Source organism: Leisingera sp. UBA4491 (assembly GCF_002388965.1).
GTDB lineage: Bacteria > Pseudomonadota > Alphaproteobacteria > Rhodobacterales > Rhodobacteraceae > Leisingera > Leisingera aquaemixtae.
Genome location: NZ_DGNN01000022.1, coordinates 85103 through 108257 on the forward strand (window position 1 = coordinate 85103; position 23155 = coordinate 108257).

The 23155-nt window shown below is 67.1% G+C and carries 21 protein-coding genes; 9 read left to right on the plus strand and 12 right to left on the minus strand.

Features of this window, described 5'->3' with window-relative positions; genetic code table 11:
• Positions 1-36 precede the first annotated feature (36 nt).
• Complete coding sequence (locus B2P87_RS12255) at positions 37-927, plus strand: AraC family transcriptional regulator (RefSeq protein WP_141889100.1); 891 nt, start codon at positions 37-39, stop codon at positions 925-927.
• Between the two features lie 37 nt (positions 928-964).
• Here the strand turns inward: B2P87_RS12255 and B2P87_RS12260 are convergent, their stop codons facing one another.
• From B2P87_RS12260 to B2P87_RS12280, 5 genes are all read right to left on the minus strand, one after another.
• Positions 965-2350 carry an aldehyde dehydrogenase family protein gene (locus B2P87_RS12260; protein WP_141889101.1) on the minus strand — a complete coding sequence of 462 codons (1386 nt, stop codon included), beginning with the start codon at positions 2348-2350 and terminating at the stop codon, positions 965-967.
• Positions 2347-4020, minus strand: coding sequence for an acetolactate synthase large subunit (locus tag B2P87_RS12265; RefSeq protein WP_141889102.1), 1674 nt, complete (start codon positions 4018-4020; stop codon positions 2347-2349). The genes B2P87_RS12260 and B2P87_RS12265 overlap by 4 nt, the downstream gene beginning before the upstream one ends.
• 34 nt (positions 4021-4054) lie before the next feature.
• On the minus strand, positions 4055-5563 hold the full coding sequence (locus B2P87_RS12270; RefSeq protein WP_141889103.1) for an FMN-binding glutamate synthase family protein: 1509 nt from the start codon (positions 5561-5563) through the stop codon (positions 4055-4057).
• A gap of 300 nt (positions 5564-5863) precedes the next feature.
• Positions 5864-6337, minus strand: a complete 474-nt coding sequence (locus B2P87_RS12275) for a RidA family protein (protein WP_141889104.1) — start codon at positions 6335-6337, stop codon at positions 5864-5866.
• A gap of 139 nt (positions 6338-6476) precedes the next feature.
• A complete protein-coding gene (locus tag B2P87_RS12280; RefSeq protein WP_141889105.1) occupies positions 6477-7388 on the minus strand; it encodes a LysR family transcriptional regulator in 912 nt (303 codons plus the stop codon).
• Positions 7389-7517: 129 nt separating this feature from the next.
• Between B2P87_RS12280 and speB the strand changes: the two genes are divergently transcribed.
• Positions 7518-8483 carry an agmatinase gene (speB, locus tag B2P87_RS12285; RefSeq protein WP_058284849.1) on the plus strand — a complete coding sequence of 322 codons (966 nt, stop codon included), beginning with the start codon at positions 7518-7520 and terminating at the stop codon, positions 8481-8483.
• Between the two features lie 50 nt (positions 8484-8533).
• Here the strand turns inward: speB and B2P87_RS12290 are convergent, their stop codons facing one another.
• Both B2P87_RS12290 and B2P87_RS12295 read right to left on the minus strand, forming a co-directional pair.
• Positions 8534-10576, minus strand: coding sequence for a pyridoxamine 5'-phosphate oxidase family protein (locus tag B2P87_RS12290; protein ID WP_141889106.1), 2043 nt, complete (start codon positions 10574-10576; stop codon positions 8534-8536).
• A gap of 75 nt (positions 10577-10651) precedes the next feature.
• Complete coding sequence (locus B2P87_RS12295; protein WP_141889107.1) at positions 10652-11272, minus strand: glutathione S-transferase family protein; 621 nt, start codon at positions 11270-11272, stop codon at positions 10652-10654.
• Between the two features lie 143 nt (positions 11273-11415).
• On the opposite strand from B2P87_RS12295, the gene B2P87_RS12300 reads away from it, so the two are divergent.
• From B2P87_RS12300 to B2P87_RS12330, 7 genes are all read left to right on the plus strand, one after another.
• Entirely contained in the window at positions 11416-12303 is an 888-nt protein-coding gene (locus tag B2P87_RS12300) for a LysR family transcriptional regulator (protein WP_141889108.1), read from the plus strand.
• A 326-nt stretch (positions 12304-12629) separates the two neighbouring features.
• Positions 12630-13766 carry an ABC transporter substrate-binding protein gene (locus tag B2P87_RS12305; protein ID WP_141889109.1) on the plus strand — a complete coding sequence of 379 codons (1137 nt, stop codon included), beginning with the start codon at positions 12630-12632 and terminating at the stop codon, positions 13764-13766.
• A gap of 73 nt (positions 13767-13839) precedes the next feature.
• Positions 13840-14760 (plus strand): branched-chain amino acid ABC transporter permease, encoded by a 921-nt coding sequence (locus tag B2P87_RS12310; protein ID WP_058284823.1) that lies wholly within the window; start codon positions 13840-13842, stop codon positions 14758-14760.
• On the plus strand, positions 14757-15746 hold the full coding sequence (locus B2P87_RS12315; protein WP_058284824.1) for a branched-chain amino acid ABC transporter permease: 990 nt from the start codon (positions 14757-14759) through the stop codon (positions 15744-15746). The genes B2P87_RS12310 and B2P87_RS12315 overlap by 4 nt, the downstream gene beginning before the upstream one ends.
• Positions 15739-16494, plus strand: coding sequence for an ABC transporter ATP-binding protein (locus tag B2P87_RS12320; RefSeq protein ID WP_141889110.1), 756 nt, complete (start codon positions 15739-15741; stop codon positions 16492-16494). Before B2P87_RS12315 ends, B2P87_RS12320 begins: the two co-directional genes overlap by 8 nt.
• A complete protein-coding gene (locus B2P87_RS12325; RefSeq protein ID WP_141889111.1) occupies positions 16491-17180 on the plus strand; it encodes an ABC transporter ATP-binding protein in 690 nt (229 codons plus the stop codon). Before B2P87_RS12320 ends, B2P87_RS12325 begins: the two co-directional genes overlap by 4 nt.
• 212 nt (positions 17181-17392) lie before the next feature.
• Positions 17393-19492, plus strand: coding sequence for a TonB-dependent siderophore receptor (locus B2P87_RS12330; protein ID WP_141889112.1), 2100 nt, complete (start codon positions 17393-17395; stop codon positions 19490-19492).
• A gap of 88 nt (positions 19493-19580) precedes the next feature.
• Here the strand turns inward: B2P87_RS12330 and B2P87_RS12335 are convergent, their stop codons facing one another.
• The 5 genes from B2P87_RS12335 to B2P87_RS12355 are packed head-to-tail and all read right to left on the minus strand — an operon-like array spanning position 19581 to position 23153.
• Positions 19581-20414, minus strand: coding sequence for an energy transducer TonB (locus B2P87_RS12335; RefSeq protein ID WP_141889113.1), 834 nt, complete (start codon positions 20412-20414; stop codon positions 19581-19583).
• On the minus strand, positions 20411-20794 hold the full coding sequence (locus B2P87_RS12340; protein ID WP_141889114.1) for an ExbD/TolR family protein: 384 nt from the start codon (positions 20792-20794) through the stop codon (positions 20411-20413). Before B2P87_RS12340 ends, B2P87_RS12335 begins: the two co-directional genes overlap by 4 nt.
• 10 nt (positions 20795-20804) lie before the next feature.
• A complete protein-coding gene (locus B2P87_RS12345) occupies positions 20805-21182 on the minus strand; it encodes an ExbD/TolR family protein (RefSeq protein WP_141889115.1) in 378 nt (125 codons plus the stop codon).
• A 4-nt stretch (positions 21183-21186) separates the two neighbouring features.
• Positions 21187-22104 (minus strand): MotA/TolQ/ExbB proton channel family protein, encoded by a 918-nt coding sequence (locus B2P87_RS12350; protein WP_141889116.1) that lies wholly within the window; start codon positions 22102-22104, stop codon positions 21187-21189.
• On the minus strand, positions 22101-23153 hold the full coding sequence (locus B2P87_RS12355; protein ID WP_141889117.1) for a siderophore-interacting protein: 1053 nt from the start codon (positions 23151-23153) through the stop codon (positions 22101-22103). Before B2P87_RS12355 ends, B2P87_RS12350 begins: the two co-directional genes overlap by 4 nt.
• Positions 23154-23155 lie beyond the last annotated feature (2 nt).

A 23155-nucleotide genomic window follows, 5' to 3' on the forward strand; every position in this document is an offset into this window, starting at 1 on the left:
CCGCGCCTATAGTCAGCTGCAACAGGAGGTGCGCCAATGGTGCCGCAGGATCTGATCGAAGAAGTTGCCGCCTTTGTCCGCGCCAAGGGCACGCCGGAGGACGGCTGCGAGACCGGGGTGGGCGGGCTGTTCGCCTTTTGCCGCGAGACCCCGACCGAATTTCAGGCGATGGTCTATGAGCCCGTCATGTGCCTGGTGCTGCAGGGCGCCAAGGAGGCGCATCTGGAAGACCGGGTGATCCGCTATGGCGCGGGCATGTCGCTGATCGTCAGCCATGCGCTGCCGGTGACGGCGGGGGTGATCGATGCCGCGCCGGACAAGCCCTATGTCTCGCTGGTGCTGCGGCTGGATCTGGCCACCGCGCGCAGCCTGTATGATGAGGCCGGCGCGGCAGCGGGACAGCAGCGGGGCACCCATTCGATGAGCGTGGCGGACAGCGATGCGGCGCTGACCGATGCGATGGCGCGGCTGTTCCGGCTGTCGCAGGACCCGGCGGAGGTGCAGGCGCTGGCGCCGCTGGTGCTGCGGGAGATCCATTTCCGGCTGCTGCGCGCCCAGCACGGCGGGATGCTGCGGCAGCTGCTGCTGCACGAAAGCCCGGCGAGCCGGATTTCCAAGGCGATTGCGCTGATCCGCGCGGGGTACAAGGCGCCGATCGCCGTGGCGGAGCTGGCCGCCGCAGCAGGGATGAGCCAGTCGACCTTTCACGAGCATTTCAAAACGCTCACCTCCACCACGCCGCTGCAGTACCAGAAGGAGCTGCGGCTGCTGGAGGCGCGGCGCTTGCTGATGAGCGGCGGGCGGTCGGTGGCCTCGGCGGCCTATGACGTGGGCTATGAAAGCCCGACCCAGTTCAGCCGCGAATATGCCCGCAAGTTCGGCCTCCCGCCGCGGGACGAAAAACCGGCCCCGGCGGCGGCGACCTAGGCGGGGCTGGAACAGCCCTGCCCGGCGCATCCCCGCGTCAGAGCCGGATCACCGCCATCTTGTCCTGGGTCATGTCATGCATGGTGTAGCCGATGCCGCCGGTGTTGTAGCCGGACTGGCGGCGGCCGGCGAAGGGCATCCAGTCGACCCGGAAGGCGGTGTGGTCGTTGACCATGACCGCGGTGGCATCCAGCCCGCGCACCGCCTGCATCGCGGTGTCCAGGCTTTGGGTGAAGACCGCGGCCTGGAAGGCATAGGGCAAGCTGTTGGCGGTCCCTATGGCCTGCGCGATGCTGTCCGTGCTGTAGACGCAGATCACCGGGCCGAAGATTTCCTGCTGCGACACGCGGGCCTCCGCGGGCGGGTCCAGCAGCACGGTGGGGGCATAGGTGGTCTTGCCCAGCCGTTTGCCGCCCGCCAGCAGCCTGGCGCCGCCGTCCAGTGCCTCCTGCACCCAGTCCTCGACCCGGTCGACCTCGCCCGGGCGGATCAGCGGGCCGCAGTCGACGGTCGGGTCGGTGGCATCGCCGACCTTCAGCGCCTGTGCCGCTTCGGCCAGTTTCTGCGCGATCTCTTCGGCCTTGGCGGCGGGGGCAAACACCCGCTGCACCGAGACGCAGACCTGGCCGGAGTGGTAGAAGCCGCCCTTGGCCAGCAGCGGGATCATCGCGCCGATGTCCGCGTCCTCGGCCACGATCACCGGCGCGGCGCCGCCGTGTTCCAGCGCGCAGCGGGTGCCGGGGGCGAGCTTGGAGCGCAGCATCCAGCCGACGCGGGCGGAGCCGATGAAGGAGAAGAACCCCGTGCGCGGGTCGGTGATCATCCTCTCCGCCACCGCGTTGGAGCAGACCACATCGCGGCACCAGTCCTGCGGCAGCCCGGCCTCGTGCAGCATGGCGACAAAGGCCTGGCACGACAGTGGCGTGTCCTGCGCCGGTTTCACGATCACCGGGCAGCCGGTGGCCACCGCCGGCGCGACCTGATGCACGATCAGGTTCAGCGGATGGTTGAAGGCGCTGGCGGCCACCACCACCCCGATCGGCTCGCGCTGGGTAAAGGCGATGCGGCCCGATCCGGCCTCGGTCAGATCCATCGGGATTTCGGTGCCCGCCATCTGGCCGATCTCATGCACGCACAGCTCCACCCCGTCGATGGCGCGCTTGACCTCGACCTTGGCGTCGGCCAAGGGCTTGCCGCCCTCGCTGGCGATCAGCAGGGCCAGCTCGTCAAAGCGGTCCTCCATCAGCCGGGCGGTTTTCTTGAGGATGTCTATGCGCTGATAGGCGGGCAGCCACGCATCGCGGTTGCGGAACAGCCCGTGCGCGGTGTCCAGCATCGCGTCGATCCGGTCCCAGCCTGAGGTTTCGGCCGTGCCGATACACTCCAGGCTGAACGGGTTCACAACGTCTATGGTTTCGCTCATATCAGGCACACCTTGTCGGCCAGCTCCTCGATCAGGACCCGCTGGTTTTCGCTGTAGTCCACCGGCACATCAATCAGATGCACGCCGCCCGCGTCAAAGGCTTTTTCAAAGGTTGGCAGCAGGTCTTCGGTGCGCTCGATCCGGTGGCCGGTGGCGCCGTAGCTGCCTGCGTACTGGACAAAATCGGGATTGTTGAACTCCAGCCCCCAGTCGCCGAAGCCTGCGTGGGCCTGTTTCCAGCGGATCATTCCATAGGCGCTGTCGTTCAGCACCGTCACCACCAGGTTGAGGCCGAGGCGGACCGCGGTTTCCATCTCCTGGCTGTTCATCATAAAGCCGCCGTCGCCGCAGATCGCCATTACCCGGCGGTCCGGGTTCAGCTTGGCCGCCATCATCGCCGAAGGCAGCCCCGCGCCCATGGTCGCCAGCGCGTTGTCCAGCAGCACGGTGTTGGGCTGATAGGCCTTGTAGTTGCGGGCGTACCACAGCTTGTAGATGCCATTGTCCAGCGCGATGATATCGCATTCGTCCATCACCTTGCGGGTGTCGGCAACCAGCCGCTGGGGGATCACCGGGAAGCGCCCGTCATCGGCGCCTTCGGAGATATGCTCGTCGGTCTCCCGCTTGACGCGCTCGAAATAGCTGCGGTCGAAATCCAGCGGCCCGCCGAGGATCTTGCCCAGCCGGGTGATCGACTGGGCCAGATCGCCAACCACCTCCAGCTGCGGGAAATAGACCCGGTCGACCTGCGCCGCCTTGTAGTTCACATGTATCACCTTGGTGCCGCCTTCCTCCATGAAGAAGGGCGGTTTTTCGACCACGTCGTGGCCGACGTTGATGATCAGGTCGGCGCGGTCGATGGCGCAGTGCAGATAGTCGCCATCCGACAGCGCCGCAGTGCCCAGGAACAGGTCCGAGCGTTCGTCGACCACGCCCTTGCCCATCTGGGTGTTGAAGAAGGGGATCTGGATCAGGTCGGTGAAATCGCACAGCGCCGAGCGGGCCTTGCGCCGGTTGGCCCCGGCCCCGACCAGCAGCAGCGGCATCTTGGCGGCCCGGATCATCTCTGCCGCCTCGTTCAGCACCGCGTCGCCCGCCACCGCGTAATGGCGCGGGTGGGGCTGCAGGACAGAGGCGTCGGTTTCTTCGGCGGCGATATCCTCCGGCAGTTCCAGCAGAACCGCGCCGGGGCGTTCCTCCTCGGCGGTGCGGAAGGCCTCGCGGATCAGGGCGGGGATGGTGTTGCCGTGGACGATCTGCTTGGACATCTTGCAGATCGGATCGAACAGGTTGACGATGTCGATGATCTGGAACCGGCCCTGTTTCGATTTCTTGATCGGCTTCTGCCCGGTGATCATGATCAGCGGCATCGCCCCGAGATGGGCATAGGCGGCGGCGGTGGCCAGGTTGGTGGCGCCGGGGCCAAGCGTCGCCATGCACACCCCCGTCTTGCCGGTCAGGCGGCCATAGGTCGCCGCCATGAAGCCCGCGCCCTGCTCGTGGCGGGTCAGCACCAGTTCGATGCTGGAGGTGCGCAGGGATTCCAGCAGGTCGAGGTTCTCCTCGCCGGGGACGGCAAAGATGTATTCGACGCCTTCCCGCTCCAGCGCGGCAACAAGCAGATCGGAAGCTTTGGACGGAGCGGAAGCGGGGGGGTGAGAGTCGGGCATGGGGGCTCCTGTTGGGTTGACGGCTTGGGGGGCCTTATTGTGCGGCGTGCTGCTGTTCCGGCGTCGGATACAGCTCATCCATCGAGACAGAGCGGCCGGTATCCAGCACGATGCGCGCATGGTAGCGTTTCAAGAGCCGCGGCTCTGCCACGCCGCAGCTGTGGGCGATGATGCCGACCTCCTTTTTCATGTTGCGGGCGTAATAGGCGACCCGTTCCGATTTGCTGGCCGGGTCGAGGCCGAATTGCAGCCTGCGGTCGTGGGTGGTGATGCCGGTGGGGCAGGTGTTCTTGTTGCACTGCAGCGCCTGGATGCAGCCGAGCGCGAACATGAAGCCGCGGGCGGAGTTGACGAAATCGGCCCCGGCGCAGAACGCCCAGGCGACCTCTGACGGGTTGATCAGCTTGCCGCTGGCGCAAACCTTGATCCGGTCGCGCAGGCCATAGCGGATCAGGGTATCGACGGCCAGCGGCAGGCTTTCGCGCAGCGGCATCCCCATGTTGTCGATCAGGCTCATCGGGGCGGCGCCGGTGCCGCCGTCGGCGCTGTCTATTGTGATGAAATCCGGGGCGCTTTCGATGCCGCGGGAGTGGACCTCCTGGCACATGCCCTCGATAAAGCCATAGGCGCCCAGCACCGCCTTGAACCCCACCGGCTTGCCGGTCACTTCGCGGACATAGGCGATCATGTCCAAAAGATCGCCGACGCAGTCGATTTCCGGGTGGCGGTTGGGGCTGATTGCGTCCTCGCCCGGGGTAAGGCCGCGGATTTCGGCGATTTCCTGGGTCACCTTGGCGCCGGGCAGGATGCCGCCCTTGCCGGGTTTGGCGCCCTGGCTGAGCTTCAGTTCGAACATGCGGACGGTGTCATGCGCCGCCACCGCGCGCAGCTTGTCCTCGTCAAAGCCGCCCTCGGGCTTGCGGACGCCGAATTTGCCGGTGCCGATCTGGAACACGAGGTCGCAGCCGCCCTCCAGATGGTAGGGCGACAGGCCGCCCTCGCCGGTATTGAGCCAGATGCCGGCCTTTTTGGCGCCATGCGACAGCGCCCGCACCGCGGGCACCGAAATCGCGCCATAGCTCATGCCGGAGATGTTGAAGATCGAGCTGGTGGTGTAGGGGTGGCGGGCATGGGGGCCGATGGTGATTTCGGCCGGGGGCGAGGCCTCATGCGACAGCGACGGGAACGGGCAGTTGGCGAAGTAGACAGTGGCGGGCCGCCGCAGATCGCGGGTGGAGCCGAAGGCGACGGTGGAATCCACATTCTTGGCGGCGCGGTAGACCCAAGAGCGTTCGGCGCGGTTGAACGGCATCTCCTCGCGGTCGAGGGCAAAGAAATACTGCCGGAAGAATTCGCCCAGATGCTCAAACAGATAGCGGAAGCGGGCAATCACCGGATAGTTGCGCCGCAGGGTGCTGTCGGTCTGGGTCTTGTCGCGGACATACAGAACGATCAGCCACAACAGGCCCGCCCCGATGGCGAAGATGAAAGCGTAGGACAGGAATTCAAGCAGCGCCAGGACGGTGCTGGATATCTGGGACATGTTCTCCATCGCTCCTTCAGGGGCTTGTGGCGCGGCTGGGTCCGCACGCCTGGCTTATGCCGTTACAGAATGCGCATTGGCCGCAGATATTGCATTCACGGGCCGATCACTTCCTCAGGAGCCGCGCCGGCGGCGGGGGAAGGGCAGGCTGCCCGCGGGGCCGGAGTCCCCACAGGATAACGGCTGGCAGGCCTGTTTGGTTCCCCCGCAGCGCGGGCCTGGATACTGATCGCGATAGTGCGCCAGCCGGGCAAAAGATGTCCAGCCTGCGGGGACGGGCGGTACAGGCCGCCACTCAGATCAGGGACCTGGCCGGATGCGGAACAGCGCTTCGATCTCGACCGCCGCGTTTGAGGGCAGGCTTGGGCTGCCGACAGCAAACCGCACGTGGTTCGCTTTCTCAGGCCCCAACGCCTGAACCATAAAGTCCGATGCACCGTTCACGACCTTTGGATGGCCGGTAAAGTCCGGGACCGAATTCACGAAAGCGCCCAGCTTTATGAGCCGTTCTATCTTATCAAGATCGCCGATGGCGGCTTTGGCACGGGCCAAGATACCTATACCGCAGCAGCGTGCGGCTTCGATCCCTTGCTCTATCTCGATATCTTGGCCGAGCTTTCCTTGGATGACCCGGCCATCCGGAGCTATGGATATTTGTCCAGAGATATACAAGAACTCCCCATCCACGAGATAGGGGGCGAAGTTGCCCAGGGGCCGGGGGGCTTCGGGTAGTTTTACTCCAACGGATTGCAGGTTCTTCTCAATCGAATTCATGAAATCGTCCTGATGAATGATCTGTGCTTAGGCAAAAAGTGCCGGATCAGGGGTAAACTGATCGGCCCCTTATTACTATAACCTATGCCTAAGTCAGAGCACAGTTTTCCAGGGACGGCGGCGCTCCTGCTTGCGGGGATCAGGATGGCGTGTCGGGACCGGACCAGTGCCGGCAGGCGGCGCGGACGTCCTCGACGAACAGCTCCACCGCGCGGCTGCGGATGTGGCTGCGCCGGGTGGCGAGCGAAAACGCGGAGTGCCAGCGCAGCTGCGGGTGGGACAGCTCGCGCAGGCGGCCCGCGCGCACCCGGCTTTCGGCGTAATGCAGCGGCAGCGGGCCGAGGTACTGGCCGGTTTCGATCAGCATCGCCATCGCCTCCATGTTGGCAACGACCGCCTGCGGATCGGGGCTGCCGAGATCGGGGGAGACCAGCATGTCATAGGAGCGCTGGCAGAGCGGGTGCTGCGCAACCGCCTGCGGGCTGACCTGCTGCGGCGGCAGCGGGAACAGCGGGTGGCCCCGGCCGCAGTAAAACCGGTGCTCCTCGCGGCACAGCGGCTCATACGCCAGGCCGGCGCTTTGGGTGCGGAACGGCGCGATGGCGGCGTGCAGCGCGCCGGTGATCAGCTGTTGGGTCAGCTCCGCCGGGGAGGCGACGGTGATTTCCAGCCGCACCTCGTTCGGGCGGGACAGGAACGCCTGCAGCGCCTGCACCAGGTTGAGACCGGGCAGGCTGCTGACCGCATCCGCCACGCCGATGCGGAGGCTGCCGGTGACGGCATCGCGCAGCTCCAGCAGCTCGGCGTCGAAATCGCGGGCGCTGCGCAGGATGCTGCGGGCCTTGCGATAAGCGGCCTCGCCCCGTTCGGTCAGGCGGAAGCCGCCGCGGCCGCGCTCGCACAGCCGGTAGCCAAGGGCGGTTTCCAGATCGCGGATGCGCAGGCTGATGGCCGGCTGGGTGATCCCCAGCGCATATTGCGCCTCGGAAAACCCGCCGCATTCGGCGACGGTGACAAAGGTTTCCAGCAGCGTGCTGCGCAGCAGTTTCATGGCGCTGGCCCTCCCCGGCCGCCGGTCTGGACTTACATGAGTTCACCTTATGTAAGGATAAGCAACATGATATTTTTTCATGCAATGACCCGTGCTGAGGTGCTGTGAAACCTGATGACGGAGATGCCCATGCCTGGACACAGTTACGAAACCGGCCGCCTGAACCTGCCCTTTGTCGGCATCGCCACCTTTGGCAAGGCGCCTTATGTGCAGGACTGGGACGCGATTGATGCCGATGTTGCCATCCTCGGCGCGCCCTTTGACTCCGGCTGCCAGTACCGCCCCGGCGCGCGGTTCGGGCCGCGGGCGGTGCGCGAGGCCTCGACGCTGTTCAGCTTCGGCCATGCCGGCGCCTATGACCACGAGGATGACGCCACCTATCTGGGCGAAGACGTGCGGATCGCTGACTTGGGCGATGCCGACATCATCCACACCAAGACGGAGGAAAGCCACGCCGGTATCGAATACGGGGTGACGAAGATCCTGGAGGCCGGCGCGCTGCCGGTGGTCATCGGCGGCGACCATTCTGTCAACATTCCCTGCATCAATGCCTTTGCACAGGATTGCGCCCGGAACGGCCCCCTGCATGTGGTCCAGATCGACGCGCATCTGGACTTTGTCGATACGCGCAAGGGCGTCACCATCGGCCACGGCAACCCGATGCGCCGCGCGATCGAAAAGGATTACGTCTGCGGCATGACGCAGCTGGGGATCCGCAATGTCTCCTCCACCGCGCGCGAAGGGTATGAGGATGCCCGCGCGCGCGGGTCCGACATTCTGTCGGTGCGCCAGGTGCGCAAGCTGGGGGCTGACGCGGTGCTGGAGCGCATCCCCGAAGGCGCGCGCTATTACGTGACCATCGACATTGACGCCTTCTGCCCGTCGATTGCCCCCGGCACCGGCACCCCCAGCCACGGCGGGTTTCTGTATTACGATGTGCTGGAACTGCTGCAGGGCCTCAGCAAGCGCGGCGATGTGGCGGGCATCGACCTGGTGGAGGTCGCGCCCGCCTATGATCCCACCGAAAGCACCCAGATCCTGGCCGCGCAGCTTCTGCTGAACTTCATCGGCTTCATCTTCCACAACAGGCGGTAGGCGCTCCCCCGGCAGACCCTTGCGCAGCCTAAGCGGCGTGCCGTGCGGGGTCACAGGTCCAGTTCAATTGTGTCCGTTGCCGGGACCGCGCAGCAGATCAGGGCATCGCCGTCCTGGGGCGCGGCGGCGGGCGGGGTGCGGTAGGCAACCTTGCCTGCCCCCAGCCGGGTGGCGCAGCTGCCGCAAGTGCCCGCGCGGCAGCTGAACTCCGGCGTCAGACCGTGGCGTTCGGCCAGCTCCAGCAGGGTGCCGTCCGCCGGGGTCCACGGCTGCTCAAACCCTGATTTCGTGAAGCGGACGATGGCGCTGGCGGCTTCTGGAACAGTGTCCCCGAGGGCCGGGGCGCGTGTCAGCGCGGAGGGGCCGAAGGCCTCGGCATGGATGTCTGCGTCCTTGACGCCAAGGCTGAGCAGACCGTCATAGGCCGCCTGCATGAAGCCGCCCGGGCCGCAGAGGTAGACATCGGCGTCCATCTGCGGCAGCACCTGCTGCAGGATTTCGGTGCTGAGCCGTCCGGCATGATCGAAATCGCGGCCTGCCGCCTCCTGCGCACCGGGCGCGCTGATCAGCGAGACATAGCGGATCTGGCCGCCGGAGGCCTGCTCCAGACTGCGGAACTCGCGGGCAAAGGCGCGGTCCTGAGTGGTGCGGGCCGCGTGCAGGATGGTCAGCGGGCGCAGGTGCCGGGAGCGGACCCCCTCGCGCAGCGCATGGCGTGCCATGGCGATCATCGGGGTGACGCCGACACCGCCGGCGATCAGAACCGCCGGGCGGTTCTCTGCGGTGTTGAGAAAAAACCCGCCGCGCGGCGCCTTGGCCTCGATCACCGCGCCGGTTTGCAGATGCGCGTGCAGGTGGCGGGACATAGCTCCGGCCTCCTCGCGCTTGACCGAGATGCGGAACTGGCCCTCGCCGGGGGCGGAGGACACGGTGTAGGTCCGCACCAGCGGCGCCTTTGCGCCCGGCGGCGTGAGGCGGATGGTCAGGAACTGCCCGGCCTCAAAGGGCAGCAGCGGGCCGCCGTCCTCCGGCTCCAGATAGAAGGAGCGGATCACGGTGCTTTCCATCTCCGTCCGGGCCACCCGGTAGCGCCGCCAGGCGCTGCGCTGCTGGTCCAGTTTGGCGCGGGCCTCCGCCTCTGCCCAGGTGTCCGTCATCAGCGTGTTGGGCGAAAACGCACCGCGCGCGGCGCGCAGCGGCAGGATGCCGTCCAGCCAGATGCCCTTATGCAGGGTGAACCGCCAGCCGCGCTCGGCGCCTTGAAAGGCGGTGACCTCGGGGTGCGTTTCGTCCAGCAGCTCGACGGTGCCGGTGAGCAGCAGCAGGCTGCCGGTGGTGAAGTCCGGGAACACCAGGCCCGCGCGCGGGTTCAGCAGGAAATTCCCCAGCGTGTTGAAGTGGTTGTTGCCGGGGAAATCGGGGATCGTCAGGCGGTTGCCGTCGATGCGGACAAAGCCGGGCCGCCCGCCGCGGTGCGAGACATCGACGCCTTCGCGCTCCGGGCGGCTGGCGGCGGGGACGTGGCTGGCGGCAAAAAACATGTCGGCCCCGGCGATCAGCGCGGCGTGGCTGCCGCTGAGGCCGGTGAAGGGCTGCGGCTGCGCAGGGGCGTGCGGTTCGGCCGGTTCCAGCCCGCGCAGCTGGATGTATTGCGGGCAATTGCCGAAGGACTGGTCGACCCGCAGGGCAAAGCCATCGGGACCGGCCGCCGACACCCGTCCGTTGACCCGGTTGCGGCGGCGGCTGTGCAGTTCGATCCCAAGCAATCCAACTGCGGCACCTTCGCGGATCGCCGCCTGCACCGGATCGCGGGGATCCGGCGCCAGCGCGATATCCAGGTGCTGGGGATCCGGGGAGGCGGCGAAACCGGGCGGGCCGCTCAGCAGGCTGGCCCAAGGCCAGCCGTCGCTGTCCACGGCACCCGCTGCCAGGAACGGCAGCTGGGCATAGAACAACCGGTGCTGGTCGGGCATGAAGCTGCGGATCACCCGGCGGCCAAAGGTCTCCATCACCTCGCGCTTGCCGGCGCGGCGCTGCATTTCCTGTTCGCCTTCGTGGAAGGGGGAGGGGGTGTTCGCATCGAGGGGCGTCATCGAAACCTCCTTCTGGCTGAGAGGGGCGCGCGGCGGCGCAGGCACCGTTCGCCGCGCGCGGGTGTTGGGCAAGGATCAGGCTGCCAGCCCGGCCTTGGTGGCGGGCATCGGCTTGAAGCCCTTCAGCCCTTCGATATTGGCCAGCAGGGCGCGCACGTTGGGGTAGGGGGCCAGCGAGATGCCGCCTTCGGGCGCGTGGGCGACGTAGGAATAGATCGCCGCGTCGGCGATGGTGGGGGCGTCGCCGACCAGGAACGAGCGGCCCTCCATATGGGCGTCGATCTTGCCCAGAACGCGGGCCGCCACGGTGGCGCAGAACGCAGCATCGATCGGCGCATTGAAGACGGTGATCAGCCGCGCCGCCGCCGGGCCGAAGGCGATCTCGCCCGCGGCCAGGGTCAGGAACTTCTGCACCTCGGCTTCCTGCACCGGGTCGGACGGCAGCCAGGACGGGGCGTATTTGCGGGCGAGGTAGACCAGAATGGCGTTGGAATCGCTGATCACGGTGCCGCCGTCCTCGATCACCGGGACCTGGCCTGCGGGGTTCAGCGCCAGAAACGGCGGCTGCTTGTGCTCGCCCGCGGCAAGGTCGACGGTGACCATCTCATGGGCGATCCCGGCGAGGCAGGCGAACAGCTCCACCCGGTGGGAATGGCCGGACAGGGGGAAGCCGTGAATGCGGAGGGTCTGGGGCATGTCTGGGGTCCTTTTGCTTGGCATGTGCCGTGGGGTTGTGAAGACACCCGGAAGATACGCCGCCTGGTCATTGGCGATAATATTCCTTGTTGTGGAATGATTATGTACATTGCATTCATAAACCGGCGATGGGAGCCCCCGCGATGGACAAGCTGGACTGTATGCGCACCTTTGCCGCGGTGGCGGCGCAAAGCTCCTTTACCGGCGGCGCCCGGCAGATGGGAATCAGCACCAAGCTGGCCAGCAAATATGTCGCCCGGCTGGAGGAGCAGCTGGGCGCGCAGCTGCTCAACCGCACCACCCGCAAGGTGACGCTCACCGACACCGGGCGGGCCTATCTGGAGCGCTGCCTGCCGCTGCTCGACCAATTCGACGAGCTGGAGGACGTGGTGCAGCTGCGCCAGCAGGAGCTGGCAGGCCCGGTCCGCATCACCGCCCCTACTGGCCTGGGCAGCCGTGAGCTGGTGGAGGCGCTGCACACCTTCCAGCAGGCGCACCCCAAGGTGGCGGTGGAGCTGGTGCTGTCCGACCGCCACCTGCCGATTCTGGAGGAGGGGGTGGATCTGGCGGTCCGTTTTGGCGCGTTGAAGGATTCGACGCTTGTGGCGCGCAAGCTGTGCCGCATGCGGCGGGTGGTGGTGGCCTCTCCGGAGTACCTGGCCGCCCATGGCGAGCCTGCCGAGCCGGAGGCGCTGGCTACCCACAACTGCCTGCTGCTCACCACCGCGCCGCAGCCGGAGGTCTGGGCGTTCGGGCGCGGCAGCGGGGCGCGAACCATCCCCGTCGGTGGCAGCTTCCGGGCCAACTCGCCGCGGGCGGTGGCGCATATGGCGGCCCATGGCCTGGGCATTGCCCGCTGCCCGCATTACACCGCGCTGCCGTTTCTGCGGGACGGCAGGCTGCAAGTGCTTTTCGAAAAACAGGAAACCGATCCGATCACGCTTTATGCGGTGTATCCCCCCAGCCGCCATCTGACGGCGCGGATCCGGGCCTTGATCGACCATCTGGCGGCCTTCTTCGCGCCAGCCTGACCGGTGCGCCCGGCACCGGGAAACCCCCGTTGTTTCATCTTTCCCCAAATACTCCGGGGAGCGCGAGGGGCCGGCCCCTCGCTTCTGCCGCTGACGCATTTGAACGGGCTGCGGGGAAATAGGGCAACAATATTTCCCTACATATTTTATGCTTGAAATAATAATCCAAGCCTGCGTAGGCTCATCCCGAGGGCTGGCGCGAGATCAGCCGGGGAGATGCGGGCTTTTGCCGGTCTTGGCGTCTGCCGGGGCGGCGGTAAAGCCGCAAGCATTTGATCAAGAACCCAGGCCCAAGGGCCGGGGCACATTCTGGGAGGAAAGACGTAATGAAGACCATTCGGATGCTCGCCATGGCAGCGACGGTCCCGGCGCTGGCGGCTGCGGCCCAGGCCGACACCAAGATCGGCATGATCACCACCCTGTCCGGCGGCGGCGCGGGGCTGGGCGTGGATGTGCGCGACGGTTTCATGCTGGCGATCGAACAGGACGGCCGCGAGGGCGTCGAGGTGGTGATCGAGGACGATCAGCGCAAGCCTGAAGCGGCGGTGCAGATTGCCGACCGGATGATCCAGTCCGAGAAGGTGGACATCATGACCGGCATCATCTGGTCGAACCTGGCGATGGCTGTGGTGCCCGCCGCAACCGCGCAGGGCGTGTTCTACCTGTCGCCCAACGCCGGTCCCTCGGCGCTGGCGGGCAAGCGCTGCCACCCGAATTATTTCAACGTTGCCTGGCAGAACGACAACCTGCACGAGGCCGCGGGCGCCTATGCCAATGAGGCGGGGCTGAAGAACAGCTTCATCCTGGCGCCGAACTATCCGGCGGGGCAGGACGCGCTGACCGGCTACAAGCGGATGTATGAGGGCGAGCTGGCGGGTGAGATCTATACCAAGCTGGGCCAGACCGATTACGCCGCCGAGATCGCGCAGATCCGGGCCTCCGGTGCCGACTCGGTCTATTTCTTCCTGCCCGGCGGCATGGGGATTTCCTTCCTCAAGCAGTATGCGGGCAGCGGCGTCGATCTGCCGGTGGTCGGCCCTGCGTTTTCCTTTGATCAGGGCATCCTGCAGGCCGTCGGCGACGCGGCGCTGGGGGTGAAGAACACCTCGCAGTGGAACAAGGACATCGACAATGAGGCCAACGCCGAATTTGTCGCCTCCTTCCAGGAGAAATACGGGCGCCTGCCGTCGCTGTATGCCAGCCAGGGCTTTGACACCGCCAACCTGATCCTGAGCGCGCTGGACAAGGCGGAGCCTGCCGATCAGGACGCCTTCCGCGCGGCGCTGAAGGCGGCGGATTTCGCCTCCGTGCGCGGCAGCTTCAAGTTCGGGGACAACCATCACCCGATCCAGGACATTTACGTCCGCGAAGTGATCAAGGAAGGCGATGTCTTTACCAACAAGATCATCGCCACCGGCCTAAAAGACCACGCCGACGCCTATGGCGGCGAGTGCAAGATGTAAGCTAAGCCCCTGAGCGGAGACGCCTTGTGCGGCGTCTCCGCAAACGGCCAGGCTTCCCCGCGGAAATCCGAAAATGACTTATATTCTAGTTCTGGAGCAGATCCTGAATGGGCTCCAGCTCGGGGTGATGCTGTTCCTGATGGCAGCCGGGCTGACGCTGGTGTTCGGGGTGATGGGGCTGATCAACCTCGCCCATGGCTCGCTTTACATGGTGGGGGCCTTTGCGGCGGCCGCCGTTGCGGGCTGGACCGGTTCGTTCCTGCTGGCGCTGATCGCAAGCCTGGCCGCCGCCGCCGCTGCCGGCGCGCTGATGGAGCTGGTGGTGATCCGGCGCCTCTACCGCCGCGACCATCTGGACCAGGTGCTGGCGACCTTCGCGCTGATCCTGATTTTCTCTGAGGGCACCCGCTGGCTGTTCGGCTCCTTCCCGCTGTTTCTGGATGTGCCGTCCTACCTGTCCGGGCCGGTGAGCCTGCCGGGCGGCATTGAATACCCGCTCTACCGGCTGACCATCATCCTGATCGGGCTGGGTATCGCTGCCGGGCTGTTCCTGCTGATCGCGCGCACCCGCATCGGCATCCAGATCCGCGCGGGCGAGGCCGACCGTGAGATGATTGCCGCGCTTGGCGTTGATATCTCGAAACTCTACACGCTGGTCTTTGCCCTGGGCGCGGCGCTGGCGGGGCTGGCGGGCGCGCTGGTCGGCGCGATCCAGTCGGTGCAGGTCGGTATGGGCGAGCCTGTGCTGATCCTCGCCTTTGTGGTGATCGTCATTGGCGGCATCGGCTCCATCAAGGGCGCGCTGGCCGGTGCGCTCTTGGTGGGGATGACCGACACCCTGGGCGGCGTGTTCCTGCCGCAGCTGTTTGCGCTGTTTCTGGACCCGGCCAGCGCGGCCTCCGCCGGGGCGTCGCTGGCCTCGATGCTGATCTACATTCTGATGGCGGCAATCCTGCTGGTGCGCCCCTCTGGCCTTTATGGAGGGAGCGCATGATGCTGACGCGCGAGAGCCTGCTCAATTGGGCGATGATTGCGGCGCTGCTGCTGGTGCCGCTGGCGGCGTGGAGCTTGGATGAGCCGTTCATCATTACTCTGGCGACCAAGGCGGCGATCCTGGCGCTGGCGGGAGTGGGGCTGAACATCGCCCTGGGCCTTGGCGGGCTGATCAGCCTGGGCCATGCGGCGTTCTTCGGGATCGGCGGCTATGCCATGGGCATTCTCGCCGCCCATGCCCAGAACTACGAGCCGCTGTTTGACTGGCCGTTCCTGTTCGAGGGCAGCAACCAGATGCCGCTGATCTGGCTGGTGGCGGTGGTCTTCAGCGCGCTGGCCGCACTGGTGATCGGGGCGCTGTCTTTACGCACCTCGGGCGTTTATTTCATCATGATCACCCTCGCCTTCGGCCAGATGCTTTATTACTTCGCGATCAGCTGGAGCGCTTACGGCGGCGAGGACGGGCTGTCGATCTGGGTGCGCAATGAATTTCCGGGCCTCAACACCCTGGATCCGATCCAGTTCTTTGCCATTGCCTATGTGATCCTGTGTCTTGCGCTGGTGTTTGCCGCCCGGCTGGCGCGCTCTCCCTTCGGGCTGGCGCTGGCGGCGGCGCGGCAGAATGAGGATAGGGTGCAGGCGGTGGGGCTGACGCCCTTTACCCTGCGGCTGACGGCATTCGTGATCTCCGGCGCCATCACCGGGCTGGCGGGGGCGCTGTTTGCGGACCTCAACCGCTTTGTCAGCCCCACCATGCTCAGCTGGCACACCAGCGGCGAGATCATGATCTTTGTGATCCTTGGCGGGGTCGGGCGGCTCTACGGGCCGGTTGCGGGGGCGGCGCTGTATATCATTCTGGAGCACCTGTTGGGCGGAATCAGCGATTACTGGCAGATCTTCCTTGGGGTGCTCTTGCTGCTGATCGTGCTGTTTGCCCGCGGCGGGCTGATCGGTGCGCTGGCAGGACGGGAGAAGGCGCATGGCTGAGGCGGTTCTGAGGGTACAAGGCCTGAACAAAAGCTATGGCGCGCTGCAGGCCAGCAAAGATGTCTCGCTGGACCTGCGGCCCGGTGAAATCCATGCGCTGATCGGGCCGAACGGGGCGGGCAAATCCACCCTGATCAAGCAGATCGCGGGCAATATCGCGCCCGACAGCGGGCGGGTGGAGCTGCTGGGCCGCGACGTGACCGCGCTGGACACCGTGGCGCGGGCGCGGATGGGGCTGGGGCGGACGTTCCAGATCTCGGCGCTGGCGATGGACTACACCGTTTTGCAGAACGCGGTGCTGGGCGCGCTTGGCGGGCGGGGGCGGCCGTTCCATTTCTTCCGCAACGTGATGAAGGATCCGGAGCTGCTGGAACAGGCGCGCGACGCGCTGGAGCGGGTGGGGCTGACGGACGATGCAAACCGCCGCACCGCCGACCTGTCGCACGGCCAGCGCCGCCAGCTGGAGGTGGCGGTGGCGCTGACGCTGAAGCCCAGGCTGTTCCTGATGGATGAGCCGATGGCGGGGCTGGGCGCTGCCGGGTCCAAGGCGCTGACCGGCTTTCTGGACGGTTTGCGGCAGGAGGCGCCGATTTTGCTGGTGGAGCATGACATGGATGCGGTCTTTGCGCTCGCGGACCGGATCAGCGTGCTGGTCTACGGCCAGATCATCGCCACCGGTACCGCGGATGAGATCCGCGCCAACGCCGAGGTGCGCCGCGCCTATCTGGGAGAGGAGGACGCCGCATGAGCCTGCTGACCTTACAGGGCGTCGAGGCCTTTTACGGCCCGGCGCAGGCCTTGTTCGGCGTCGATCTGGAGATCGGCGAGGGCGAGGTGGTGGCGCTGATGGGCCGCAACGGGATGGGCAAATCCACCACCATCAAGACCATCTGCGGGATGCTGGGACCCTCCAAGGGGGAGCTGCGGTTCGACGGCCATGACCTGCGCCAACTGCCGTCCTACAAGATCGCCCGGCTGGGGGTCGGGCTGGTGCCCGAGGGGCGGCGCTGCTTTGCGCCGCTGACGGTGGAGGAGAACCTGATCGCCGCGGCCCGTCCCGGACCATGGGATATGGCCAAGGTGGCAGAGTTGTTCCCCCGGCTGGAGGAGCGGCGCAGCCAGACCGCCGGGTCGCTGTCGGGCGGCGAGCAGCAGATGCTGACCATCGGCCGCGCCCTGATGACCAACCCGCGCCTGCTGATCCTGGATGAAGCGACCGAAGGCCTGGCGCCGGTGGTGCGGCAGGAGATCTGGGCCGCGATCGGGCGGCTCAAGCGCGAGGCGGGGCTGGCCATTCTGGTGGTGGACAAGTCGCTGCGGGAGCTGTCGGCCATCGCCGACCGCGCGGTGATCCTCAACAAGGGCAGCAACGCCTGGGGCGGCAGCATCGGCGATTTGCCGGCAGAGGTGGCGGACCGCTATCTGGGGGTGTGATCCTGCGCGCCCCTCAAAGGTGCCCGCGGGCTGCAAAGGTGATGCATTTTTGCAAGTTTTGACCCTTGGGACCTGCTGTTCCCGGCCGCCCGCGCGCCTTTGGCCCGGCGGGCGGCGATTGGCGCTTGACCGCGCGCCCGATCCTTACTAGCCCGCACCTACCCAGCAATACGTCAGGCAGAAATTGCAACCGCACATAGCGGAGATGGGACATGATTCTGCGACGTACTGCTGCGTCAGCTTGCGCCCTGCTGGCAGCCATGCCGGCACTGGCCGAAGTTGTCGAGCTTGAACAAATCAACGTAAACCGGCACAGCGGCGAGGGCTTCTTTGGCGAAAGCGTCTCGCTGGAGACCGGCACTATTGCCAAGACCGGCGACCCGATAGCGGAGACGCCGCGGTCGGTGACGGTTGTAACCGCCCAGGAAATCGCCGCGCGCGGCGCTCAGAACGTGGAGCAGGCGCTGCAATACTCCGCGGGCATCGTCGGCGGCCAGTGGGGGCTGGACAACCGTGCGGACTGGTATCTGGTGCGCGGCTTCAGGGCCAGCACGCTGCATGACGGGCTGCCGGCCCGTTACGGCTTTTACAACGACACCAAGCCGGAACCCTTCCTGCTGAACAGCGTCGAAGTGCTGAAGGGGCCGGCCTCCGGCCTTTATGGCAGCGGTTCGGTCGGCGGGGTGGTGAATACCACCTCGAAAACTGCGGCGCAGGATGCTGAGAACCTGTTCCAGCTGCAGTTGGGGTCGCATGACCGCAAGCAGGTTGCCGCGGACGTGAGCGGTGATCTGAACGCAAGCGGCACCCTGCGCTACCGCTTCGCCGGGGTGCTGCGGGACTCGGAAACCCAGGTCGATCATTCGCAGGACGATGTACTGGCGCTGGCGCCGTCCATCACCTGGCGGCCGAATGCGGATACCGAGCTGACGGTGCTGGCCAATTATCAGGACAACAACGGTAGCCCGCTGATCCAGTTCGCCTCGATCTATGGCACGCTGCTGCCCGCGACGGGGTTCGGCAACGGTGATTTCCTCCCCAGCAGCGTCTTCGTGGGCGAGCCGGGCTTTGACCGGTTCGACAGCGAGCAGCGCGCCATCACCGCGATGTTCAAGCACCGGTTCAACCCGGTCTGGAGCCTGAACGCCAACGCGCGCTATCTGGAGGCCGAAGCGCTGTACCAGCATGCCTGGTGGGCCTTCGACAACACCGGCACGGGCCGGTACAATCCGGACGGCACCATCAACCGCACCTTCTACCGGGCGGAAAACAAGCTGAAGACCTGGGCAATCGACGCCTATGCCACCGCGGAATATGCGCTTGGCGTCTTTGACATGCGGACCTTTGCCGGGGTCAGCTACAGCCGCGGGCATTATGACAGCGATACCGGCTATGGCGCGCAGGTTGGCCCCATCGATCCGTTCAACCCCGTCTATGCGGGTTATCCGTCGATCACCGTGGCCGACACGCCCGGCACCTCGATCACCGAGACCGGCGCCTATGTGCAGCATCGCGCCGCCTATGACGACCGGCTGTTCATTGATCTGGGCCTGCGCTACGGCAATATCGAAACCGGGCCGAGCACGGGCAGCTTCGGTGCTTCCTCCATTGCCGCCAAGGACAGCGAGTGGACTGGCAATGCCGCGGTGATGTACCGGTTCGGCAATGGCGTTGCCCCCTACATCAGCTACGCCGAAAGCTTCCGCCAGGATGCGATCGGTACCGATGCGGCGGGCACCCCGTTTGAGCCGACCCGCGGCGAGCAGGTTGAAATCGGGGTGAAATACCAGCCGCCTGGCACCGATACGCTGCTGACGGCGGCAGTGTTCGACCTGACCAAATCGAACCTGACGGTGGCCGATCCGGGCAACCCCGGCTTTCAGGTGCAGACCGGCGAAGCCTCCGCCAAGGGGCTGGAGCTGGAGGCGTATCACCGCTTTGGCGATCTGACTGTTGATGCCGCCTATACCTATCTCGATACCGAGGATGCGGAGGGCGATTACATCGCCCAGGTGCCCAAGAACGCGGCGTCGCTGTGGCTGAACTACGCGCCGCTGGAGGGCCGGCTGCAGGGTTGGACGCTGGGCGCCGGGGTCCGCTACAACGGCGAGGCCTGGGGCGGGTCCAGCACCTATCTGACGCCGTCTTACACGCTGTACGACGCGGCTGTGTCTTATGGCCAGGACAACTGGCTGGTGTCGATGAACCTGCGCAACCTGAGCGATGAGCGGTATGTCAGCACCTGTGCGGGCGGTGCCTGCTACTTTGGCGAAGGGCGCAGCGTGGCGCTGACGCTGACCACGAAGTTCTGAGCCGCCCCGCAGCGGTTCACACAAGGAAAAGGCCCGCGCAGGCAGCGCGGGCCTTTTTTTGTTTTGCGGGCCGAACCCGCAGCCGTGCTTATTTCGAGAAGCGCATCGGCAGGGTGAAGGTGAGCTGGCTGAGGCCGAGTTTTTTCGGCGCGGCGGGGAATGTCCCGGCGCGGGCGACCGCCTGCAGCGCCGCCTGGTCGAACGCGGCGCTGCCGGAGGATTTGGCAATCCGGTATTCTAGCAGCTGGCCGGAGCGGGACACGGTGATCCGCACCACCGCCACGCCGCTGCCGCTGGCGCCAGCGGGGAAGCGTTTGCGGCGTTCGATGCGGGCGCGGATCCTGGCGCCCCAGACCGCTTGCAGCTTGGCCTCTTGCCCGGCCCGGGCGGTGGCAGCGGCAGCGTTTCCGGCCTGCCCGGCCTGGGCGCCGCCGCCGGATCCGGCAGACCGCTGCCCGGCCCGGCTGGCCGCGGTCTGCTCAGCCTTGCGTGCCTGCTGCAGTTCGGGCACCGCCTTGGGGCGGGGGGCTGGCTTGGCTGCGGTTTCCGGCTGTTCCTCAGGCGGCGGCGGGGGCGGGGCGGCGGTGTCCACCTCCAGCGTGCCGGCGGGCGCGGGCCGGGCCAGCGCAATCTGCGCGGCCGCGCGCGGCGCCTGGGCCAGCTCGAATTGCGGCACTGCGGGGGGTGCGGGGACGCTGAGGGACTGAGACAGGTCTGCCGTTAGCTGCGGCACCGCCTGCGGCGGGCGCTGCCAGGCTTCCACCATGTCCGCAACGGTGGCATCGGCGGCCTGGACCGAAACCAGCGCCTCGCCGCCCGCGCCGCTCGACTGGGCGCCGGAGCGGGGCGCGGCGGCAAACAGCGCGGCGTGGATCAGCGCGGCGATCCCGGCAAAGACGGTGAGTTCGGCGGCGCGTTTCATTGCGGGCGCACCGCCAGTTCGGCCCGGTTGAGCCCGGCTGCCGCCAGTTGCCGCAGGATCCGCGCCAGCGCTGCGGCCTCCAGCCCGGCATCGGCCCGCAGCTGCACCGCGGCATTGTCCGCGCTGGCGGCGGCCAGCCGGGCGATTGCCGCTTCACCAGCGGAACCGTCAAAGTGCATTTGGCCCTCCGCGTCGATGTACAGCACCGCGTCCGCCTTGGCCTCGGTGTCCAGCGCGGCCTCGGGCGGGGTGACCTCGAAGGGCTCAGGCTGGGCGAGGCGGGAGGTCATCAGGAAGAAGATCAGCAGCAGGAAGACCACGTTGATCATCGGAACGATGGATTCGGCGCGCGGGCGGCCGGGGGGATCGGTCAGGTCCATGAACGCCTCCTCATTCCACCAGGACGAAATTGGTAAAGCCTGCCTGCCGCAGCAGCGCGGTCACATCGGTGATGCGCTGCAGGTCAGCCTTGCCGCGCCCGCGAAGCACCAGCATGTCACCCGGCGTTTCCATCAGCGGCGCCAGCGCCTGCGCCAGGTTGCTGTCGGCCACCGGCACGCCGTTGATATCCAGGCTGTTCGGGCCGATCCCGATCAGCCGCGGCGGGCCGGTGTAGGCGCCGCCCTGGCCGGCCAGCGGCAGGTCCAGCACTGCCTCCGTGCCGAAGCGCGAGGCCAGCATGAAGAACACCAGCAGAAGGAACACCACGTCGATCATCGGCGTCAGGCTCGGCTTGCGGCGGGGTTTGGCGGGCGGATCGAGCAGCATCGCGTCACTCGGCCGCCAGTTTCAGCTCTGCGGGCGCTGCCGCCACGAACAGCCGGGTGGCGCTGTCTTCGATATCGCGGCGGATGCGGCTGATCACCGCCTCGAACCAGGTCAGCGCGGCGGAGGCCGGGATCGCCACTGCCATGCCCGCGGCGGTGGTCAGCAGCGCCTCCCAGATGCCGCCCGCCAGCAGCGCCGGATCGGCGCGCGCGCCTGCTGCCTGCAGCGCCTGGAAAGCGGCGATCATCCCCAGCACGGTGCCAAGCAGGCCCAGCAGCGGCGCGATGGTGGCAATCAGCTCCAGCGCGCCCAGCCCGGTGGCGGCGCTGCCGAGGTGCAGCTTGGCCACCCGGGCGGTTTCTTCGCGGGCGCGGTCCTCGGGCAGGGCGGCGAGGGCGGTCAGGGCCGCGGCCACCACCCGTGAGCGGATGCCGATGCGGCCCTTGACGATGGCCAGCGCGGTGCCGGTGTCGCCGCGTTCAAAAGCCTCCACCGCGCGGCCCGCCTTGCCGCGCGACCAGGCGCCGATCAGCGCCAGGCGCCAGATCTTCCACAGGATCAGCGCCAGGGTGATCACGGACAGCGCCGCAATCGCCCAGATCGACGGTCCGCCGTCGCGCAGGAGTTTCAACGCCTTGGCAGCGGCATCGCGGGCGGTGTGCGTCAGTTCCTCCTGCCGGGGGAGCGGGTCGGCGGGCGCCAGCACGTCTGCGTCCGGCGCTGGCGCTGCCGGGGCGGGCGCGGAGGAGTGCGGCATCGCCAAAGCGGGGGCTGCGGGGGCTTCGGGCTGGGCTGCCGCCGGGGCCTGTGCGGCGATCTGCGGCACCGGCGCGGCGGGGGAGTTCTGCGCGGCAGCCGGGGCTGCAAGCAGCGGGGCGGTCAGAAACACGGCGGCAAGGGCCGCCCGGGCGCGACGGGTCATGATTGGCTCCAATATGCGGCGATATAGCTGGTTCCGGGGGCGGGTTTGTCGCGCTGGAGGGCTGCGCGCAGGCGCTGCACCTCCGCCTTTTCGCAGGCAAACCACAGGAAATGGCCGGGCGCGCGTTTGCGTGCGGCCAGGGCGCGCTCGGCCAGGCTGTGCCCGCCATCGCGGCGCAGCCAGGTCAGGGAGACGCCCGCCGGGGCGGTCACCGGGTAGCCGCAATCCTTGCCCTCGGAGCTGAGCAGAACCGCCTCGCCCGCGCTGTCCCGCGGCAGGCTGTCCAGGATGCGGGCGGCGGCGGGCAGGGCGGTTTCGTCGGCGAACAGCAGGATGCTCGAGGTGTCAGGTATGCCGCCGCCGCCGGGACCGGCAAGGACCAGCTGGTCCCCGTGAGTTGCGTTGCGCGCCCACTCGGTAGCCCGCCCTCCATCGTGCAGGAAAATGTCGAAATCCATCAGCCCGGCTGCATGGCTGATCCAGCGGGTGGTGTAGACCGGGCGGTGCAGCGCGGTCTCTCCCTTGGGCCAGACGGTGGCGCCGGTTTCCGACAGCCGGGGCCATTGCGGCGCGGCACAGCCCGCGGGCGGCAGCAGCAGGCGGAAGTGGATGGCGTCGTCCTGGAAACCGGCCAGATCCGGCGCCTTGATGCGGACGCGCAGGAAGGCGCTGCCGATGGGGGTGATCGACTGGACCGTGGTGAAATGGACATTGGGCGGCAGGCTGCCAGCGGCGGCGGCGCCGGGCCAGCGCAGGGCGGCGGAGGCACCGGGCCGGATCTCGTCCAGATGCGCGGCGATGCCGTCCTTCAGCATGTGCAGCCTGTCCGGCAGGGCTGCCGAAACGCCGATTGCCGTGCCGCCGTTCCTTGCGGCAAAGCGGTAGTGGCCAAAGCCCGCGATCTCCACCGTGACGGCGGCGGCGCTGGCCTCGACCACCGGCAGTTCATGCTCCTGCGCCATCGCCAGGACGGCTTGGCGCACGTCCGGGAACGGCAGCATCGGCAGGTCGGTGTCCGCTTGCAGCGGGAAGGTGGAGCGGAGGGTCATGG

Bases quoted from the DNA above. Each gene is read 5' to 3' on its own strand.
- B2P87_RS12255 (WP_141889100.1), top strand. From the start codon at position 37: ATGGTGCCGCAGGATCTGATCGAAGAAGTTGCCGCCTTTGTCCGCGCC.
- B2P87_RS12260 (WP_141889101.1), bottom strand. From the start codon at position 2,350: ATGAGCGAAACCATAGACGTTGTGAACCCGTTCAGCCTGGAGTGTATC.
- B2P87_RS12265 (WP_141889102.1), bottom strand. From the start codon at position 4,020: ATGCCCGACTCTCACCCCCCCGCTTCCGCTCCGTCCAAAGCTTCCGAT.
- B2P87_RS12270 (WP_141889103.1), bottom strand. From the start codon at position 5,563: ATGTCCCAGATATCCAGCACCGTCCTGGCGCTGCTTGAATTCCTGTCC.
- B2P87_RS12275 (WP_141889104.1), bottom strand. From the start codon at position 6,337: ATGAATTCGATTGAGAAGAACCTGCAATCCGTTGGAGTAAAACTACCC.
- B2P87_RS12280 (WP_141889105.1), bottom strand. From the start codon at position 7,388: ATGAAACTGCTGCGCAGCACGCTGCTGGAAACCTTTGTCACCGTCGCC.
- speB (WP_058284849.1), top strand. From the start codon at position 7,518: ATGCCTGGACACAGTTACGAAACCGGCCGCCTGAACCTGCCCTTTGTC.
- B2P87_RS12290 (WP_141889106.1), bottom strand. From the start codon at position 10,576: ATGACGCCCCTCGATGCGAACACCCCCTCCCCCTTCCACGAAGGCGAA.
- B2P87_RS12295 (WP_141889107.1), bottom strand. From the start codon at position 11,272: ATGCCCCAGACCCTCCGCATTCACGGCTTCCCCCTGTCCGGCCATTCC.
- B2P87_RS12300 (WP_141889108.1), top strand. From the start codon at position 11,416: ATGGACAAGCTGGACTGTATGCGCACCTTTGCCGCGGTGGCGGCGCAA.
- B2P87_RS12305 (WP_141889109.1), top strand. From the start codon at position 12,630: ATGAAGACCATTCGGATGCTCGCCATGGCAGCGACGGTCCCGGCGCTG.
- B2P87_RS12310 (WP_058284823.1), top strand. From the start codon at position 13,840: ATGACTTATATTCTAGTTCTGGAGCAGATCCTGAATGGGCTCCAGCTC.
- B2P87_RS12315 (WP_058284824.1), top strand. From the start codon at position 14,757: ATGATGCTGACGCGCGAGAGCCTGCTCAATTGGGCGATGATTGCGGCG.
- B2P87_RS12320 (WP_141889110.1), top strand. From the start codon at position 15,739: ATGGCTGAGGCGGTTCTGAGGGTACAAGGCCTGAACAAAAGCTATGGC.
- B2P87_RS12325 (WP_141889111.1), top strand. From the start codon at position 16,491: ATGAGCCTGCTGACCTTACAGGGCGTCGAGGCCTTTTACGGCCCGGCG.
- B2P87_RS12330 (WP_141889112.1), top strand. From the start codon at position 17,393: ATGATTCTGCGACGTACTGCTGCGTCAGCTTGCGCCCTGCTGGCAGCC.
- B2P87_RS12335 (WP_141889113.1), bottom strand. From the start codon at position 20,414: ATGAAACGCGCCGCCGAACTCACCGTCTTTGCCGGGATCGCCGCGCTG.
- B2P87_RS12340 (WP_141889114.1), bottom strand. From the start codon at position 20,794: ATGGACCTGACCGATCCCCCCGGCCGCCCGCGCGCCGAATCCATCGTT.
- B2P87_RS12345 (WP_141889115.1), bottom strand. From the start codon at position 21,182: ATGCTGCTCGATCCGCCCGCCAAACCCCGCCGCAAGCCGAGCCTGACG.
- B2P87_RS12350 (WP_141889116.1), bottom strand. From the start codon at position 22,104: ATGACCCGTCGCGCCCGGGCGGCCCTTGCCGCCGTGTTTCTGACCGCC.
- B2P87_RS12355 (WP_141889117.1), bottom strand. From the start codon at position 23,153: ATGACCCTCCGCTCCACCTTCCCGCTGCAAGCGGACACCGACCTGCCG.